Source organism: Streptomyces thermovulgaris (assembly GCF_002155915.1).
In the GTDB taxonomy this organism is placed as follows: Bacteria; Actinomycetota; Actinomycetes; order Streptomycetales; family Streptomycetaceae; genus Streptomyces; species Streptomyces thermovulgaris.
This window is the reverse complement of record NZ_MUME01000354.1, coordinates 1-15,639: the sequence shown is the minus strand read 5'-3', so window position 1 is coordinate 15,639 and position 15,639 is coordinate 1. Positions and strand designations below refer to the sequence as shown.

The 15,639-nt window shown below is 71.5% G+C and carries 15 protein-coding genes; 7 read left to right on the top strand and 8 right to left on the bottom strand.

Translation table 11 applies throughout. The features are described 5' to 3' along the window. A partial coding sequence (locus tag CCN35_RS24045) for a DUF192 domain-containing protein (protein ID WP_086794326.1) occupies positions 1-331 on the bottom strand: 331 nt, incomplete at its 3' end. Between the two features lie 140 nt (positions 332-471). Here CCN35_RS24045 and CCN35_RS24040 point away from each other — a divergent pair. The 6 genes from CCN35_RS24040 to CCN35_RS24015 all read left to right on the top strand — a co-directional run bounded on the left by CCN35_RS24040 (position 472) and on the right by CCN35_RS24015 (position 8,088). Beyond that, positions 472-1,218 (top strand): prepilin peptidase, encoded by a 747-nt coding sequence (locus CCN35_RS24040; RefSeq protein ID WP_086794330.1) that lies wholly within the window; start codon positions 472-474, stop codon positions 1,216-1,218. A gap of 47 nt (positions 1,219-1,265) precedes the next feature. Beyond that, positions 1,266-2,156 (top strand): LLM class flavin-dependent oxidoreductase, encoded by an 891-nt coding sequence (locus tag CCN35_RS24035; RefSeq protein ID WP_086794325.1) that lies wholly within the window; start codon positions 1,266-1,268, stop codon positions 2,154-2,156. A gap of 960 nt (positions 2,157-3,116) precedes the next feature. Then, positions 3,117-3,890 carry an isoprenyl transferase gene (locus tag CCN35_RS24030; RefSeq protein WP_067397293.1) on the top strand — a complete coding sequence of 258 codons (774 nt, stop codon included), beginning with the start codon at positions 3,117-3,119 and terminating at the stop codon, positions 3,888-3,890. Positions 3,891-4,202: 312 nt separating this feature from the next. Continuing rightward, the gene (phoH2, locus tag CCN35_RS24025) at positions 4,203-5,528 is read left to right on the top strand and encodes an RNA 5'-3' helicase PhoH2 (protein WP_067397294.1); all 1,326 of its coding nucleotides are present in this window, start codon (positions 4,203-4,205) and stop codon (positions 5,526-5,528) included. A 440-nt stretch (positions 5,529-5,968) separates the two neighbouring features. Next, a complete protein-coding gene (locus tag CCN35_RS24020; RefSeq protein ID WP_067397295.1) occupies positions 5,969-6,667 on the top strand; it encodes an aggregation-promoting factor C-terminal-like domain-containing protein in 699 nt (232 codons plus the stop codon). 152 nt (positions 6,668-6,819) lie between these two features. After that, on the top strand, positions 6,820-8,088 hold the full coding sequence (locus tag CCN35_RS24015; RefSeq protein WP_067397296.1) for an AI-2E family transporter: 1,269 nt from the start codon (positions 6,820-6,822) through the stop codon (positions 8,086-8,088). 115 nt (positions 8,089-8,203) lie between these two features. Here CCN35_RS24015 and CCN35_RS24010 read toward each other — a convergent pair whose 3' ends face one another. Together CCN35_RS24010 and CCN35_RS24005 are read right to left on the bottom strand one after the other, a co-directional pair. Then, the gene (locus tag CCN35_RS24010; RefSeq protein WP_086794321.1) at positions 8,204-8,737 is read right to left on the bottom strand and encodes an alkyl hydroperoxide reductase; all 534 of its coding nucleotides are present in this window, start codon (positions 8,735-8,737) and stop codon (positions 8,204-8,206) included. Positions 8,738-8,741: 4 nt separating this feature from the next. Beyond that, complete coding sequence (locus CCN35_RS24005) at positions 8,742-9,296, bottom strand: peroxiredoxin (protein ID WP_067397298.1); 555 nt, start codon at positions 9,294-9,296, stop codon at positions 8,742-8,744. A gap of 133 nt (positions 9,297-9,429) precedes the next feature. Here CCN35_RS24005 and CCN35_RS24000 point away from each other — a divergent pair, with 133 nt between their 5' ends. Continuing rightward, entirely contained in the window at positions 9,430-10,440 is a 1,011-nt protein-coding gene (locus CCN35_RS24000; protein ID WP_086794319.1) for a hydrogen peroxide-inducible genes activator, read from the top strand. Between the two features lie 142 nt (positions 10,441-10,582). On the opposite strand, the gene CCN35_RS23995 is transcribed toward CCN35_RS24000, so the two are convergent. The 5 genes from CCN35_RS23995 to CCN35_RS23975 form a co-directional block, all read right to left on the bottom strand. Then, positions 10,583-12,898 (bottom strand): ABC transporter permease, encoded by a 2,316-nt coding sequence (locus CCN35_RS23995; protein WP_086794315.1) that lies wholly within the window; start codon positions 12,896-12,898, stop codon positions 10,583-10,585. A gap of 68 nt (positions 12,899-12,966) precedes the next feature. Beyond that, positions 12,967-13,659, bottom strand: coding sequence for an ABC transporter ATP-binding protein (locus CCN35_RS23990; RefSeq protein WP_067397300.1), 693 nt, complete (start codon positions 13,657-13,659; stop codon positions 12,967-12,969). Further along, the gene (locus CCN35_RS23985; protein WP_067397301.1) at positions 13,656-14,180 is read right to left on the bottom strand and encodes a PadR family transcriptional regulator; all 525 of its coding nucleotides are present in this window, start codon (positions 14,178-14,180) and stop codon (positions 13,656-13,658) included. Before CCN35_RS23985 ends, CCN35_RS23990 begins: the two co-directional genes overlap by 4 nt. A gap of 263 nt (positions 14,181-14,443) precedes the next feature. Further along, the gene (locus tag CCN35_RS23980) at positions 14,444-14,704 is read right to left on the bottom strand and encodes a type II toxin-antitoxin system antitoxin (protein ID WP_067397302.1); all 261 of its coding nucleotides are present in this window, start codon (positions 14,702-14,704) and stop codon (positions 14,444-14,446) included. Then, positions 14,701-15,594 (bottom strand): SPFH domain-containing protein, encoded by an 894-nt coding sequence (locus CCN35_RS23975; RefSeq protein ID WP_086794328.1) that lies wholly within the window; start codon positions 15,592-15,594, stop codon positions 14,701-14,703. The genes CCN35_RS23980 and CCN35_RS23975 overlap by 4 nt, the downstream gene beginning before the upstream one ends. Between the last annotated feature and the right edge of the window lie 45 nt (positions 15,595-15,639).

Sequence of the window (15,639 nt, the reverse complement as noted above, 5' to 3'; positions counted from 1 at the left end):
CTCGCAGCCCCCACCCCGCCATCGTTCCTGCCGCCGACTCCAGGACGTGCCGGGAGCGGAGGCGGGGCAGGCCCAGGCGGCCCGGGGGCATGGTGACGACGGTGAGGACGCGGAGGCTGTGGTCGAGGTAGGCGACGTCGATGGGGAAGCGCATGCGGAAGGTGTGGATGCTCCCGGCGGGGGACAGCAGGAGCGCGCCCTCGACCGAGTCGCGGCCCAGCAGGCCCTTGGTGCGGGCGCGGTAGGAGGTCGCCAGTTCCAGGGGGACGGTCACGGGGGGCGAGCCGTGCACGATCAGCCTGCCCCGCCCGTCGCGCCAGCGCCGTCCCATGCCGAGCCGTCCCCTCCCGCCGAGCCGTTCCACCGGGCCGTATGCCCCGTCAACCGACCGTAGCCCCGAAGCAGTGGGGCCCGCATGGGGTCCACGGGCTCATGTCCCGCCGGATGCGCCGGGGCTAGGGTCCTGGCGTGCTGCGCGTACTGCTGACCGTCGTGGCCGCCCTGTGGGGTGCGGGGGCCGGGCTGCTGCTGCCTCGTGCCGCCCACCGGTTCTCGGTCGACGCGGGGGAGGCGTGGAGGACGCGATGCCCTGGAGGACACCCCATCACGGGGGCCTTCGGGGGGTGGATCGGCCCGGCCCGGTGCACGGCCGTACCGGCCGGGTGCGGGCCGTACGGGCCGAGCGCCCCGGTCGTCGCCATGGTGACCGCGCTGGTCTGCGCCGCGCTCGCCGCCGCCACCGGACCCCGCCCGGAAGCCGTCGTCTGGCTGCTCGCCGCGCCGGTCGGCGTCCTGCTCGCGCTCGTCGACCACCGGGTGCACCGGCTGCCGGACGTCCTGACGCTGCCGCTCGCCGCCGCGACGGCCGTTCTGCTGGGGCTCGCCGCCCTCCTGCCCGGCGCCGCCGGCTCCTGGCCGACGGCGTTGTTCGGCGGGCTCGCCCTGGGGGCCGCGTACTTCGTGCTCTTTCTCGTCAACCCCTCCGGCATGGGCTTCGGCGATGTCAAACTGGCGCTCGCACTGGGTGCGGTCCTCGGCTGGTACGGCTGGTCCGTCCTCGTCGTGGGCGCCTTCGCCGGGCTGCTGTACGGGGCCGTCTACGGGCTGGGCCTGGTGGTGCTGCGCCGCGCGGGCCGCAGGTCGGCGATTCCGCTGGGCCCGTTCATGCTCGGCGGGGCGTTCACCGGGCTGCTGCTGGGCGGGGTCGCGGGGGTGTGAGAGAAGGCGAGGGTGTGAGAGGACGGACGGGTGGGGAGGAAGTGCGTGTGACTGAACTCGGAGTCGTCTTCCGTCCCCAGCTGCCTCCCGAGCGGCTGCGCTCGGTCGCCCGCCTCGCCGACGAGACCGGTCTCGAGGAGCTGTGGCTGTGGGAGGACTGCTTTCGCGAGGGCGGGATCTCCACGGCGGCGGCCGCGCTCGCCTGGACCGAACGGGTGCGGATCGGGGTCGGGCTGCTGCCCGTGCCGCTGCGCAATGTCGCCCTCACCGCCATGGAGGCCGCCACCCTGCACCGCATGTTCCCGGGGCGTGCGCTCCTCGGTGTCGGCCACGGCGTACAGGACTGGATGGAGCAGGTCGGCGCGCGGGCCGAGTCCCCGCTGACCCTGCTGCGCGAATATCTCACCGCCCTGCGCGCCCTGCTGCGCGGCGAGCGGGTCACCACGCAGGGGCGGTACGTCCGGCTGGACGACGTGGCCCTGGACTGGCCGCCGGACGGTGCCGTACCGGCCCCGGTCCTCGCCGGTGCCACCGGTCCCCGCACCCTGCGCCTGTCCGGCGAGACGGCCGACGGCACGATCCTCACGGCGTCCACCCCCGTGGAGGGCGTACGACGTGCCCGCCGGCTCGTCGACGAGGGGCGCAAGGCGGCGGGGCGCGACCACGAGCCGCACCGTGTGGTCGTCTATCTGCTCGCCGCCACCGGGCCCGGTGCCGAGGCCCGTCTGCGCGCGGAGCTGGAGGCCGAGGGGCAGGCCGGTGTCCCGGACCTCGGTGTCGCCGGGGACGCCTCTGCCGTCGCCCGGGCCGTTCGGACCCTCGCCGACGCCGGTGCCGACACGGTGGTCCTCCAGCCGACCGGGGACGAGCCGGACCCCGAGGGCTTCGTGCGCTTCGCGGCGCAGGAGGTGCAGCCGCTTCTCAAGAGCAGCCGGTGACCCGGGGACGACCGGCGCCCCAGAGGTCACCGGTCACTCAGCGGCGGCCGGTGTCCCGGGACCGGTGACCGCCCCCGCGCTCCGGCAGCCCGCAGCCCGTGCATGCGTGGCCCGTGCGGCTCGCGCGGCCCGTGCCAGTGGCCTCCCCGGGGCCCCTCCGCCGGGGTGGGCGCCCCGGTGCGGGCGTCGTGCGAACGGATCGCGGCGCGGGGGCCGTGCGCAGCGCACGCTTGTGCGCCATCTTTGTGGGGGCGCGGAAGGGGCGCTGAGCGACGAGGACGACGGCGCCGGCCGAATCGGCGCGCACATGTTGTCCACATTGTTACCGCCCGCCACTCGATTCACCCGATCGCTCCACGTAAAGTACAGACCAAGGGAATTCGCGCGAGCAAAGCCGCGCGGGTGGCACCGCGTGGCGGAGGGGGTCGCGCGGTGCCACGTCCCTGCTGACCGCGGTGAGCGGAGCCTCGTCCGGCCGCCGCCGGTGTCAAGCGGACGTTCGCGACCGGGTCGCCCGGGAGGGGGATGCGAAGGGCGGCGCGCCGAGTGGCCCTGGATGGCCCAAACCCTCCGGTTCGTGTCGTCTCCCGGCCGTTTTTCCTGGGATTCCGCTGGGATCCGGCCATGATCGGACGCGGAACGAGGGCTTCCACCCCTGCCGGGGCGTCGCCGAATGACTTCGGAGAGTAGTTGTGTTGCGCTGATGCACGCAGCATCACTCACAAAGGGTTATGGTGGAAACCCCCCCCTCGGGCCGGTCCGTCTCCCCCCCACGGACCGGCCCGTTTCTTTTGGACGGCGGAAGGGCACCTCCGAAGCGGCCGGACGGCGGCGCGTCCGGGCGGTGCGATGAGGCGAGTCGGGCGGCGGAGGACGGACGGTGCCCTGTTGGGGGACACCGGGTTTCCCGGCGGTAGGCTTCGCCCCCTGGGACCGCCGTACGGAGGGGTTGACGTAGACGTGAACCTGCGCGACAAGCTGCGCGGCCTGCTGGTCAGGCTGTACGCACGCCGGGTGGAGGGGCGCCTGGACCCCGCCAAGGTGCCCAAGCACATCGGCGTCATCATGGACGGCAACCGGCGCTGGGCGAGGGCCGCGGGTTCCACCACCGCCCAGGGCCACCGGGCCGGCGCGGACAAGATCGAGGAGTTCCTCGGCTGGTGCGCCGAGACGGACGTCGAGGTCGTCACCCTCTGGCTGCTCTCCACGGACAACCTCGACCGCCCCCAGGAGGAGCTGGTCCCGCTCCTCGGCATCATCGAGGACGTCGTCCGCTCGCTGGCCGCCGACGGACGCTGGCGTGTGCACCACGTCGGCACCCTGGACCTGCTGCCGCCGGGCATGCAGGCCGCTCTGAAGGAGGCCGAGGAGGCCACCGCCCACATCGACGGAATAGTCGTCAACGTCGCCATCGGCTACGGCGGGCGGCAGGAGATCGCCGACGCGGTGCGCTCCATGCTCCTGGAGGCCCACGAGAAGGGCATCTCCATGGAGGAGCTGGCCGAGTCCGTCGACATCGACATGATCGGCCGCCATCTCTACACCAAGGCCCAGCCCGACCCGGACCTGGTGATCCGCACCAGCGGCGAGCAGCGGCTGTCCGGCTTCATGCTCTGGCAGACGGCGCATTCGGAGTACTACTTCTGCGAGGCCTACTGGCCGGCCTTCCGCAAGGTCGACTTCCTGCGCGCCCTGCGCGACTACGCGGCCCGCCACCGCCGTTACGGCATCTGACGGACGTACGCCTCCCTCCGAGAGACACCTGTCCTTCCGGGTCCGTTCGTGCGTCGTTCCGTGCATTTGCATGGCGGCGCGCGTTCGAGGGCATAAGTCAGACAGGTCGACACCCGAACCACGGGTGTCGGATCTCAGCGGACGGTCCGACGCCGTCCGCCCGGGAGGCCCTTTGCACCAGCCCGACCGTGTGGTCACAGCACGGAAGACGAAGCTGAGGGCCGGTTCACGGCCCGCCGTGTGCGGGGGCCGTCGACCGGCCCAGCTCCACCTCGTCGCTCCCCGACCGCATCCGAGGGGGTACGTCCTTCCGTGGTGACCAGCACAAAGCGCCATAAGCCGGACCGGCGCACCTACGTCCTCGACACCAGCGTCCTGCTGGCGGATCCGAACGCCCTGACCCGCTTCGACGAGCACGAGGTCGTGCTCCCCATCGTCGTGGTCACGGAACTGGAGGCCAAGCGGCACCATCCCGAGCTCGGCTACTTCGCCCGGCAGGCCCTGCGCCTGCTCGACGACTACCGGGTGCGGTACGGCCGCCTCGACGCCCCCATACCGATCGGGGACCTCGGCGGGACGATCCGGGTCGAGCTCAACCACTCGGACCCCAGTGTGCTGCCCACCGGCTACCGCCTGGAGGACAACGACTCCCGCATCCTCGCGGTCGCCCGCAATCTGCAGGCCGAGGGGTACGACGTCACCGTCGTCTCCAAGGACCTGCCGCTGCGGATCAAGGCCTCCTCCGTCGGCCTGCTGGCCGAGGAGTACCGTGCGGAGCTCGCCATCACGGACGCCTCCGGCTGGACCGGAATGTCCGAACTCACCCTTTCGGGCGAACAGGTGGACATCCTCTTCGAGGAGGGGCGCCTCCATGTCCCCGAGGCGGCCGACCTGCCCGTGCACACCGGTCTGAGGATCCAGTCCGAGCGCGGCAAGGCGCTGGGGCGCGTCACCCCCGAGGGCGATGTCCGCCTGGTGCGCGGCGACCGGGAGGCGTTCGGCATCAAGGGGCGCAGCGCTGAGCAGCGGATCGCCCTGGACCTGCTGCTCGACCCGGACATCGGGATCGTCTCGATGGGCGGCCGGGCCGGCACCGGCAAGTCGGCGCTGGCCCTGTGCGCGGGCCTGGAGGCGGTTCTGGAGCGCCGTCAGCACCAGAAGGTCATGGTCTTCCGTCCGCTGTACGCGGTCGGCGGGCAGGAGCTCGGCTATCTGCCCGGCACCGAGGCGGAGAAGATGGGCCCCTGGGCGCAGGCGGTCTTCGACACGCTGTCGGCGGTCACGTCCCGCGAGGTCATCGAGGAGGTCACCGCGCGCGGGATGCTGGAGGTGCTGCCGCTCACCCACATCCGCGGCCGGTCGCTGCACGACGCGTTCGTGATCGTCGACGAGGCGCAGTCACTCGAACGGAATGTGCTGCTGACCGTCCTGTCCCGAATCGGCGCCAATTCCCGGGTCGTTCTCACCCATGACGTGGCGCAGAGGGACAATCTGCGGGTCGGCCGCTACGACGGTGTCGTCGCCGTGGTGGAGAGACTGAAGGGGCATCCGCTCTTCGCGCACGTGACGCTGACCCGGTCCGAGAGGTCCCGGATCGCGGCCCTTGTGACCGAAATGCTGGAGGACGGGCACATCTGATCGAATCAGCCTGCATTCGGGCGAAAAAGGGGAGTTGGCGCCGTCCGGCAAAGGCCCGAGCCTAGCCGGACGGCGCCTTTGCATGCGGGTGATCCGGGAAAACTCCTGGGGCGAACGGGGTGTGAGCTTTCACACGCAACTCGGAATTGCCATGAGCCGTTGTGTTACGGCAAAGTCTCACTCCTGTCAGGCCCCGCATACGACACGGCCGTACCCCCTGGGGCGCCTCCCGGGCGCCGGGCCCGGGGGAGGCACGGCAGACACACCGTTTCAACTCCATAGCGTCGTCGTATGCCGCCCGAGCACCACGCGGCGCTCCCCCCGCAGGAGTTGCCCGCCGGGCCCGCGCCTTCCGTGACCCCTCAGTTGGGAGGCCAGTGACAGGGGCACGATCGCGTCCGCCAGGGTCACCTCAGCGGGCGATGCTGGAAGGAAACCGTGTGAGCCGGATCTCGGTTCGGGGATTCGCAGTGGCCTCCGCCACCGCGGTCACCGCCGTCGGAAGTGTCGTCGGTGTTGCCTCGAGCAGCGTCGCGCAGAACAACGACGCCGAGGCGACGGCAGCCGACGTGACGACGCTTCTCGCGGACATACCCGTGGGGCAGCAGGCCCAGGTGCAGACCGTCTCGCTCGAGCAGCAGGCCGACGCACAGGCCATCGCGGCGGACGTCAGCGCCAAGAAGGAGGCAGAGGAGGCCGCCCGCAAGGAGGCGGCCCGGACGGCGATCGCCAAGAAGGCGGAAGCCGAGAGGGCGGCCAAGGAGGCCAAGGAGCGCGCCGAGCGGGAGGCGGCGGCCAGCCGCAGCGCGGCCCGCGAGGTCGCCAGCTTCGCGGTCAAGAGCTCGTACACCGTGGCCGAGGTCCAGGCCATCGCGCGCTCGATCGTGCCCGCCGACCAGTTCCAGTGCTTCAGCAACATCGTGCAGCGCGAGTCCAGCTGGAACTACCAGGCGACCAACCCCTCCTCCGGTGCCTACGGCCTCGTCCAGGCGCTGCCCGGCTCCAAGATGGCCTCCGCGGGTGCCGACTGGCGCACCAACCCGGCCACCCAGATCAAGTGGGGCCTCAACTACATGAACGAGCGCTACGGCAGCCCCTGTGGCGCGTGGTCCTTCTGGCAGGCCAACCACTGGTACTGAGCCGGACGGGCCCGGCCGGCCGGATCGGCCGCCGTTCTCAACCCCCGCACAGCCCCTTCCTGTCTTAAGGAAGGGGCTGTCGCGCTGTACGGTCGGACTGAACGGCTCCAGGGAGTGGAGTGGTGCGCAGAGACGGGGGAAGAGGACCGATCATGTCGCGAGTGCCACGGTGGATCGGCCGGCTCGGTGCCGGACTGACCCGGATGGGTGAGCGGTGGGAACAGCACCGCGCCGAGGTGGAGAAGGAACGGGCCGGGGCCGAGCCGGAGCCGGGCACGGACATCCAGCCCCTGCCGGAGCACGTGACCGTCGTCCAGGCCCGGCCCGATCCCGCACAGGCCGTGCCCTGGGGCGTACGGGTGGCGGCGGAGGTCGGCTGGCGGGTGCTGGTGCTCGCGGGCACGGTCTGGGTGCTGATGCAGGTCATCAGCGCCGTCCGGCTGGTGGTGCTCGCGTTCGCGGCCGCGCTGCTCATCACCGCGCTGCTGCAGCCGACGGTGGCGCGTCTGAGGAGCTACGGGCTGCCGCACGGACCGGCCACCGCGCTCACCGCGATCCTCGGCTTCGTCGTCATGGGGCTGATCGGGTGGTTCGTGACCTGGCAGGTCATGGAGAACATCGACACGCTCTCCAAACAGATCCAGGACGGCATCGACCAGCTGCGCAAGTGGCTGCTGAACAGCCCCTTCCACGTCACCGACAAGCAGATCAACCAGATCGCCAAGAATCTGCGGGAGGCCATCGGGGCCAACACCGAGCAGATAACGTCGGCCGGCCTGCAGGGCGTGACCGTGGTCGTGGAGGCACTGACCGGGATCCTGCTGGCCGTCTTCTCCACGCTGTTCCTGCTCTACGACGGCCGGCGGATCTGGGAGTGGACGCTGCGGCTGGTGCCGGCGGCGGCACGGCCGGGCGTGGCCGGGGCCGGGCCGCGGGCGTGGCGGACGCTGACGGCGTATGTGCGGGGCACGGTGCTCGTGGCCCTGATCGACGCGATCTTCATCGGGCTGGGGCTCTACTTCCTGAATGTGCCGCTGGCCGTGCCACTGGCCGTGTTCATCTTCCTGTTCGCCTTCATCCCCCTGGTGGGTGCGGTGATCTCCGGAGCGCTGGCCGTGGTCGTCGCGCTGGTGACGCAGGGCGTCTTCACCGGGGTGATGGTGCTGGTGGTGGTGCTGGCGGTGCAGCAGATCGAGGGACATGTGCTCCAGCCGTTCATCCTCGGGCGCGCGGTCCGGGTGCATCCGCTGGCGGTGGTGCTGGCGGTGGCCTCGGGCGGTCTGGTCGCGGGGATCGGCGGCGCGGTGGTCGCGGTGCCGCTGGTCGCGGTGGCCAATACGGTGGTCGTCTATCTGCGGGCGTATGCGCAGGAGCAGGCCCGGCGCCAGGCCGCCGCGGCGGACTCGCCCACCTCTCAGTGACGAGCCGGCGGACACCGGCGGGAGAACACGAAACCCCGTTCACCCTCGAGGGTGAACGGGGTTTCGTCGACGCACGCGGCGGGCGCCGCCCGGCGTCAGGCTGCGTCAGCCCGCGTCAGCCGGCGAGAGCCGCCTCCGCGTCCAGGGTCGTCGCGACGGCCTGGATCACCGCGGCGATCTTGAAGGCCTCCTGGATGGTCTCCCGCTCGACACCGGCCTTGCGCAGCACCTGCTCGTGGGAGTCGAGGCACATGCCGCAGCCGTTGACGGCGGAGACCGCGAAGGACCACAGCTCGAAGTCGACCTTGTCGACGCCGGGGTTGCCGATGACGTTCATCCGCAGACCGGCGCGCAGGGTGCCGTACTCCTTGTCGGAGAGGAGGTGCCGCGTCCGGTAGAAGACGTTGTTCATCGCCATCACCGCGGCAGCGGCCTTCGCCGCCGTGTACGCCTCCGGCGACAGGTTGGCCTTCGCCTCCGGCTCCAGCTCCCGCAGCACGATCGGCGAGCGCGAGGCGATCGCCGTCGCCAGCACCGTGCCCCACAGCTGCTGCGCGGGCAGGTCGCTGTTGCCGATGACCGAGCCCAGGTTGAGCTTCAGATCCTTCGCGTAGTCCGGAAGGGCGGACTTCAGGGAGTCCAGGGACACGGCGTCACTCACCCGCCAGCAGGGCGACCGGGTCCAGCGTCTCGTCGCCCTTGTTCCAGTTGCACGGGCACAGCTCGTCGGTCTGCAGGGCGTCCAGGACCCGCAGGACCTCCTTCGGGTTACGGCCGACCGAACCCGCCGTCACCATGGTGAACTGGATCTCGTTGTTCGGGTCCACGATGAAGACCGCGCGCTGGGCGAAGCCCTCCTCGTCCTCGATGCCCAGAGCCCGCATCAGCTCGTGCTTGGGGTCGGCCATCATCGGGAACGGCAGGTCGCGCAGGTCCTCGTGGTTCTTGCGCCAGGCGTGGTGGACGTACTCCGAGTCACCGGAGAAGCCGAGGATCTGGGCGTCACGGTCGGCGAACTCGTCGTTCAGCTTGCCGAAGGCAGCGATCTCGGTCGGACAGATGAAGGTGAAGTCCTTGGGCCACGCGAAGATCACCTTCCACTTGCCCTCGTAGGTCTTGTGGTTGATCTTCTCGAACTCCTTGCCCTTCTCCAGCGAGACGCAGGCGGTCAGTTCGAACTCGGGGAACTTGTCACCGACGGTGAGCACACGATCTCCTTGCAGCGAAGAAACACAGGCTCTGCCTGTGTTTCCCAGGGGTTGGACGATGTTGATGTTGGCACACGGTGCATTGATTACGGAAATAGCTACACTCGGTCGAGTTGATCGGAGGTAGCTATCGATGAGCCGTTCGCGCAGGCAGCCCAGCCTGTCCCAGCTGCGCGCCTTCGCCGCCGTCGCCGAGCATCTGCACTTCCGGGAGGCCGCCGCGGCGATGGGCATGAGCCAGCCGGCCCTCTCCGGAGCCGTCTCCGCCCTGGAGGAGACACTTGGTGTCACCCTTGTGGAGCGTACGACACGCAAGGTGCTGCTCTCTCCGGCGGGTGAACGTCTCCTCATACGGACCAAGGCCGTCCTCGAAGAGGTCAACGCCCTGCTGGAGGAGGCGGAGGCCGTCCGCGCCCCCTTCACCGGCGTCCTGCGTCTCGGCGTCATCCCCACCGTGGCGCCCTACCTGCTGCCCACCGTTCTGCGTCTGGTCCACGACCGCTACCCCGCCCTCGACCTCCAGGTCCACGAGGAGCAGACCGCGAACCTGCTGGAGGGGCTGACCGACGGCCGGCTCGACCTGCTGCTGCTCGCCGTGCCGCTCGGTGTGCCCGGCATCGTCGAACTTCCCCTCTTCGACGAGGACTTCGTCCTGGTCACCCCGTTCGACCACCCGCTCGGCGACCAGAAGGGCATACCGCGCGAGGCCCTGAGGGAGCTGAATCTGCTGCTCCTCGACGAGGGCCACTGCCTGCGCGACCAGGCCCTCGAGATCTGCCGCGAGGCAGGCCGCGAGGACGCGCCGGTGACGACGACCGCCGCCGGACTGTCCACCCTCGTCCAGCTCGTCGCCGGCGGTCTCGGCTGCACCCTGCTGCCCCGCACCGCCCTCCGGCTCGAGACCTCCCGCAGCAGCCGGCTCCTCACCGGCTACTTCGCCGATCCCGCCCCCGCCCGCCGCATAGCCCTGGCCATGCGCACGGGCGCGGCCCGCGCCGCCGAGTACCGGGAACTCGCCGCCGCTCTGCGCGAGGACCTGCGGTCCCTGCCGGTGCGGGTGCTGGACGAGGACGACCGGGACTGGCGGCGGGGACACGTCGTCCCACCGGAGCGACGGCGCCAGGTTCTGCCGCAGGGACGGTGACGGATCCGGCGCGGTGACGGCGAGGCGAGGGGGACTTCGCCGGAGCACGGGGGCGAGCCGGAGCACGGGGGAGCGCGGGGGAAAGGACGAGCGGGCCCCGGCGCGGGACCCGCTCGCGGGCGTCACCCGGTGCGCGGTCCCGTCACTCGGTGCGCAGCCCGTCCGGGCGCATCAGCCGCAGAAGAGGCGGCAGACTGAGCAGGGTGACGGCGAGGACGACACCGGCGCCGATGCCGGCCATGGCCAGGACGTTCCCCCAGTCCACGGCCACCGGTGTGTTCGCCATCCCCAGCAGCACCGCGCCCAGGGCGAGGCCCACCGCCGAGGCCAGCAGCAGGCCCAGTGCCACCGGGACCGCCGTCTGCCACAGCACCGACAGGCTCAGCGTGCGCCGCCGGGTGCCGAAGGCCACCAGCGCCGCCAGCAGCTTCTTCCGCTCGCGCAGCTGCTCCAGCTGCGACACCAGCAGGCTCGCCCCGATCAGCAGCAGCACACAGATCGAGCCGATGAGCGTACCGGTGCGCAGGGAGGCGAACTGCTTCGTCCGTTCGCTGGACGACCACAGTGTGGTGACCGTCAACGGATCCACCCGCGCGGCGGTGTTGCGCACGTGCTCGGGCGCGTCGGGCACCGACGGGTCGATCCTCAGGAAGACCGCGCCCCCGCCCTGGGAGAGGAGTTTCGCGGGCGCCGCGGCCGGGGTCAGCAGGAAGCCGCCGCGCCGCACTCCCGTCGGGTCCTTCACCGAGCGGGCGGACTTCAGACCGGCCGGGACGGTCCACACGGCCTGCCGGGCCGGCTCCTCGGCCGAGGCGTTGAGGTGGAGCCTGCGGCCGGGCTCGGCCAGCTTCGCGGTGTCGGCGTCGGCGGACTCGTGGTCCGCGCCCTTCAGCGTGAAGACGTCGCCGTCCCGGCAGGAGGGCAGGCGCGCCACCTGGCGCAGGGAGTCGCAGTCGCCGATCGTCACCTGGACCAGGGGGTCCGGAGGCCGCTCGTCGTTCCAGGGACGGTCGCCGGCGTCCGTCCCCGACAGCGCGATGGCCTGGCGCACGCCCCGGGTGGCGGAGAGCTTCTCGGCCGCCGCGGCGAGCGGGACGCCCTCCGGCACGTTCACCTGCATCTGAGCCCGCAGCAGATCGTTCTCGGAGTGCCTGATGTAGTCGCTCTCCACCCCCGTGAAGAGCATCTGCAGCGCGATCGCCCCGGCCACCGCGACCGCGATGCCGTTCACCAGGCGTGCCGCCGTACCGCTGTTCAGCTGGAGCCGTCGTACCGCCAGCTGCCAGGACACCCCGCCCCCGCCGAGCCGGGCGACGACCGTCTCCACGACCCACGGCAGCAGCGCGGTCACGCCGACGAGCAGCAGCGCCACACCGCAGACCACCAGGAACTGGTTGAAGGGCCCATGGGTGCGGCCCTGGCCGAGCATGGGATACAGCAGCACCAGGCCGCCCAGCGGCAGCAGCAGCCGCCACCACAGCCGGCGCCGCGGGGGCTTCGCCGTGCGCACCACGCCCAGCGGCTCGATGGCCACTTTGCGCAGCGCCAGCAGGGTGACCAGCACCGCGGCGGCCGGGACCGCGACCGCGACCAGCGCCGCCAGCACGGGCGAGGGATCGAGGTAGCCGGGAAAGACACTGATGCCCAGCACCTCGACGGAGCCCGCGAACTGGCGGCCGATCAGGAAGAAGACCGTGCCGAAGACCAGTCCGAGCAGGGCGCCCGCGAGTGCCTCGCCGGCCGCGATCCGGCGGGTCATCCAGATGTCGGAGCCGACCAGCCGCAGCGCGGCGAGCCTGCGGTCGCGCTGCTCGCCGCCGAACCGCACGGCCGCGCCGATGAACACGGCGACCGGCATCAGCAGCACCACGAAGACGACCGTCACGAGCAGCAGCAGCACCGGGTCCTTCGGCTCGGACGTGGGGTCCGGATCGCCGAACTCGGTGATCCGGGCCGCCTGCCAGCCGTTGATGCGGGCCGCCAGGTTCTCCGCCCCCGCGTAGTAGGCGAGCTCGCGCGGGCCGATGAGTCCGCTCTCCCCGATCGTCCCGACCACCCGGTACGGCAGCCGCTCCCGCAGCAGCTTCCCGTCCTCGGAGGCGAGCAGTTCCCTCAGCGCGGGGGAGACGACCATCTCGCCCAGCGCCGGATACTTCGTCAGACCCGGTGCGAGCGGGGCGCGGGGCCCTTCGGGCTCCACCAGCCGCCCGCGGATGTCCTTGCCGTGGTACGAGGTGTCGGCGTCCGCGATCACCAGGGTGTTGTCGGCCCTCGGCACGTTTTCCTGGGAGTAGGTGTAGTTCAGACGGGCCTCCTCCCGCTGGTGCCGTGCCGCGAGCACATTGGGGACCGCGGCCGTCAGCAGCAGCAGGGCCACGCCGAGACCGACGCCGACCGCCGTCAGCAGCATCCGCGTCCAGCCCTCACGGCCCCCCGTGCACGCGAATCTGACGCCCATGAACAGGTCACGGACCCCCTCCCGAGCTCTGGACTGCGCCCGAGCGGGGAGGTCCTCCCAATGCGCACTCATACGGCCCGCTCCATGTCCCGCGACTTGCCGTCGCGCACGACGATCTCGCGGTCGGAGTAGGCGGCGACCCGTGCCTCGTGCGTGACCAGGACGACGGCGGCGTTGGAGGACCGGGCGGCCTCCGTCAGCAGCTCCATCACCCGCTCGCCGTTGAGGGAGTCCAGCGCGCCGGTCGGCTCGTCGGCGAACAGCACCCTGGGGCCGGTGACCAGGGCGCGGGCGACCGCGACGCGCTGGCCCTGACCGCCGGAGACCTCGCCGGGACGCTTCCCGCGCAGGTCGGCGACCTCCAGGCGTTCCATCCACGCCAGTGCGGTGCGCTCGGCCTCCTTGCGGGGCGTGCCGTTCAGCCGCAGCGGCAGGGCCACGTTCTCCACGCAGGTCAACTCGGGCACCAGCTGGCCGAACTGGAAGACGAACCCGAACTCCGAGCGCCTGAGCGCACTGCGCCGGGAGTCGCTCATGGCGGTCAGCTCATGGCCGTCGTAGGTGATCGATCCCGAGTCGGGGGTGACGATCCCGGCGAGGCAGTGCAGCAGCGTGGACTTGCCCGAGCCGGAGGGGCCCATCACGGCGACGATCTCGCCGGGGTGGAGGGAGAGGCCGGCGCCGTCCAGGGCGACGGTCGGGCCGTAGGTCTTGCGCAGGTTCTCGGCGGTCAGCAGGGCGCCGGGCACGGGAGCCGTCACCGGGTCACCGCCTCACGGAGCCTGTCGAGGCGCGCGGCGGTCAGCTCCAGCCAGCGCAGGTCGGCCTCGAGGTGGAACAGGGCGTGGTCGCAGATCAGCTGGTCCGCGAGATCCCCCTTGCGTTTGCGGTCGGTCAGGATCCGCATGCTGCGCAGATGCTCGGCGCGCTGGATGTCGAGGACGTCGGCGGCGTTGCGGTGGGTCAGCAGCGCGAGGACGACCTTGGTGTAGAGCGTCGACTGAAGGTACGGCTCCGGCTTCTCCGGCGTGGTGAGCCACCGCTCCACGTCGGTGATGCCGGCCTCGGTGATCGCATAGCGCTTGCGTTCGGGGCCGTCGCCCGCCTCGATGCCGTCGACCACGACGAGCCCGTTCTTCAGCAGGCGGGACATCGTCGAGTAGACCTGGCCGTAGTGCAGCGGCCGGTCGTGACCGAACTTCTCGTCGAAGACCCGCTTCAGGTCGTAGCCGTGGCGCGGGCCGGACTCCAGGAGTCCCAGAAGGGTGTGACCGATGGACATGGGAAGCACTGTACGCGCTGTGTATACGTCGTGTGTATACATCGCGTGCTTACTGAGCGGTGCGAAGGGGTGATGCCGCAGGTGAGAGGCGGTTGTCACGGTTCTGCTACGGAAGCCGTACGCCCTCGGACACCGGTGGCCGGGGCTTTGGACCCGGCGGTCCGGCGGCTCGGTGGCCCCTGGGTCCGGCCGGGACGCCGACGGCCCGGCCGGGCCCGGTGGACCGCCGGACCGGGCCCCGAGGCGCGAACCCCCGGCGGTCCTCAGACCGGCGGGGGTTCGTCGCGAACGGAGTCCTTGGGCGGGCGGCCGCGGCGGGGCAGGGGGCCCGTGCCCTCGGGCAGCCGGCCGGCCTCCGCCAGGGCACGGCGCAGCAGGAACTCGATCTGGGCGTTGGCCGAACGCAGTTCGTCCGCGGCCCACCGGGCGAGCGCGTCGTAGACCGACGGGTCCAGCCGCAGCAGCACCTGCTTGCGCCGCTGCGGCCCGCGCCTGGGGGAGGGCCCCTCCTCGGTGGCCGTCACTGGTAGAGCGTCCCCGTGTTCAGCACCGGCTGCGCCGCCCGGTCCCCGCACAGCACCACCATCAGGTTCGACACCATCGCGGCCTTCCGCTCCTCGTCCAGCTCCACGATGTCCCGCTCGGACATGCGGGCGAGCGCCTCCTCGACCATGCCGACCGCGCCCTCCACGATCTGGCGCCGGGCCGCCACGACCGCGCCGGCCTGCTGCCGCTGGAGCATCGCCGAGGCGATCTCGGGAGCGTAGGCCAGGTGCGTGAAGCGGGACTCGATGATCTCCACTCCGGCCGCCTCCACGCGCGCGTGCAGCTCGGCGGCGAGCTTCTCGGTGATCTCCTCGGCGTCGCCGCGCAGGGAGAGGCCGCCCTCCTCGTGGGCGTCGTAGGGGTACTCGAGGGCGATGTGGCGCACGGCCGCCTCGGTCTGGGTGGAGACGAACTCCAGGAAGTCGTCCACCTCGAAGGTGGCCTGCGCGGTGTCCCGCACCTTCCAGACGACGACCGCGGCGAGTTCTATGGGGTTGCCGTAGGCGTCGTTGACCTTGAGCACAGCGGTCTCGTGGTTGCGGACGCGGGTGGAGATCTTCTGCCGGGAGGTGAACGGGTTCACCCAGCGCAGCCCGTCCTCGCGGATCGTGCCCCGGTAGCGGCCGAAGAGCTGCACGACCCGTGCCTCGCCCGGCGCGACCATGTTCAGCCCGCACATCGCGATCAGTGCGGCAAGACCGATCAGGGCGCCCGCGGCGATCAGAGCGACCCTGGCGCCGATCGCCGTGACCGTCGCGGCACTCGCGATCAGCGCCGCCGCGATCAGCAGTCCGAGCAGGCCCAGCAGCAGGGCGAGTCCGCCCCCGATGCTGCGCGCCGGGAACTCGCGCACCCGCGGCTCGGGCATGTCGGGCAGGTCGGGGCGGTGGGCGGCGGGCGTGGCGGGCCCGGA

What these genes read in the sequence shown, in the direction of transcription:
- CCN35_RS24015 (WP_067397296.1), top strand. Translation starts at nt 6,820, where the DNA reads ATGTCGCGAGTGCCACGGTGGATCGGCCGGCTCGGTGCCGGACTGACC.
- CCN35_RS23975 (WP_086794328.1), bottom strand. Translation starts at nt 15,594, where the DNA reads ATGCCCGAGCCGCGGGTGCGCGAGTTCCCGGCGCGCAGCATCGGGGGC.
- CCN35_RS24000 (WP_086794319.1), top strand. Translation starts at nt 9,430, where the DNA reads ATGAGCCGTTCGCGCAGGCAGCCCAGCCTGTCCCAGCTGCGCGCCTTC.
- CCN35_RS23995 (WP_086794315.1), bottom strand. Translation starts at nt 12,898, where the DNA reads ATGGGCGTCAGATTCGCGTGCACGGGGGGCCGTGAGGGCTGGACGCGG.
- CCN35_RS23985 (WP_067397301.1), bottom strand. Translation starts at nt 14,180, where the DNA reads ATGTCCATCGGTCACACCCTTCTGGGACTCCTGGAGTCCGGCCCGCGC.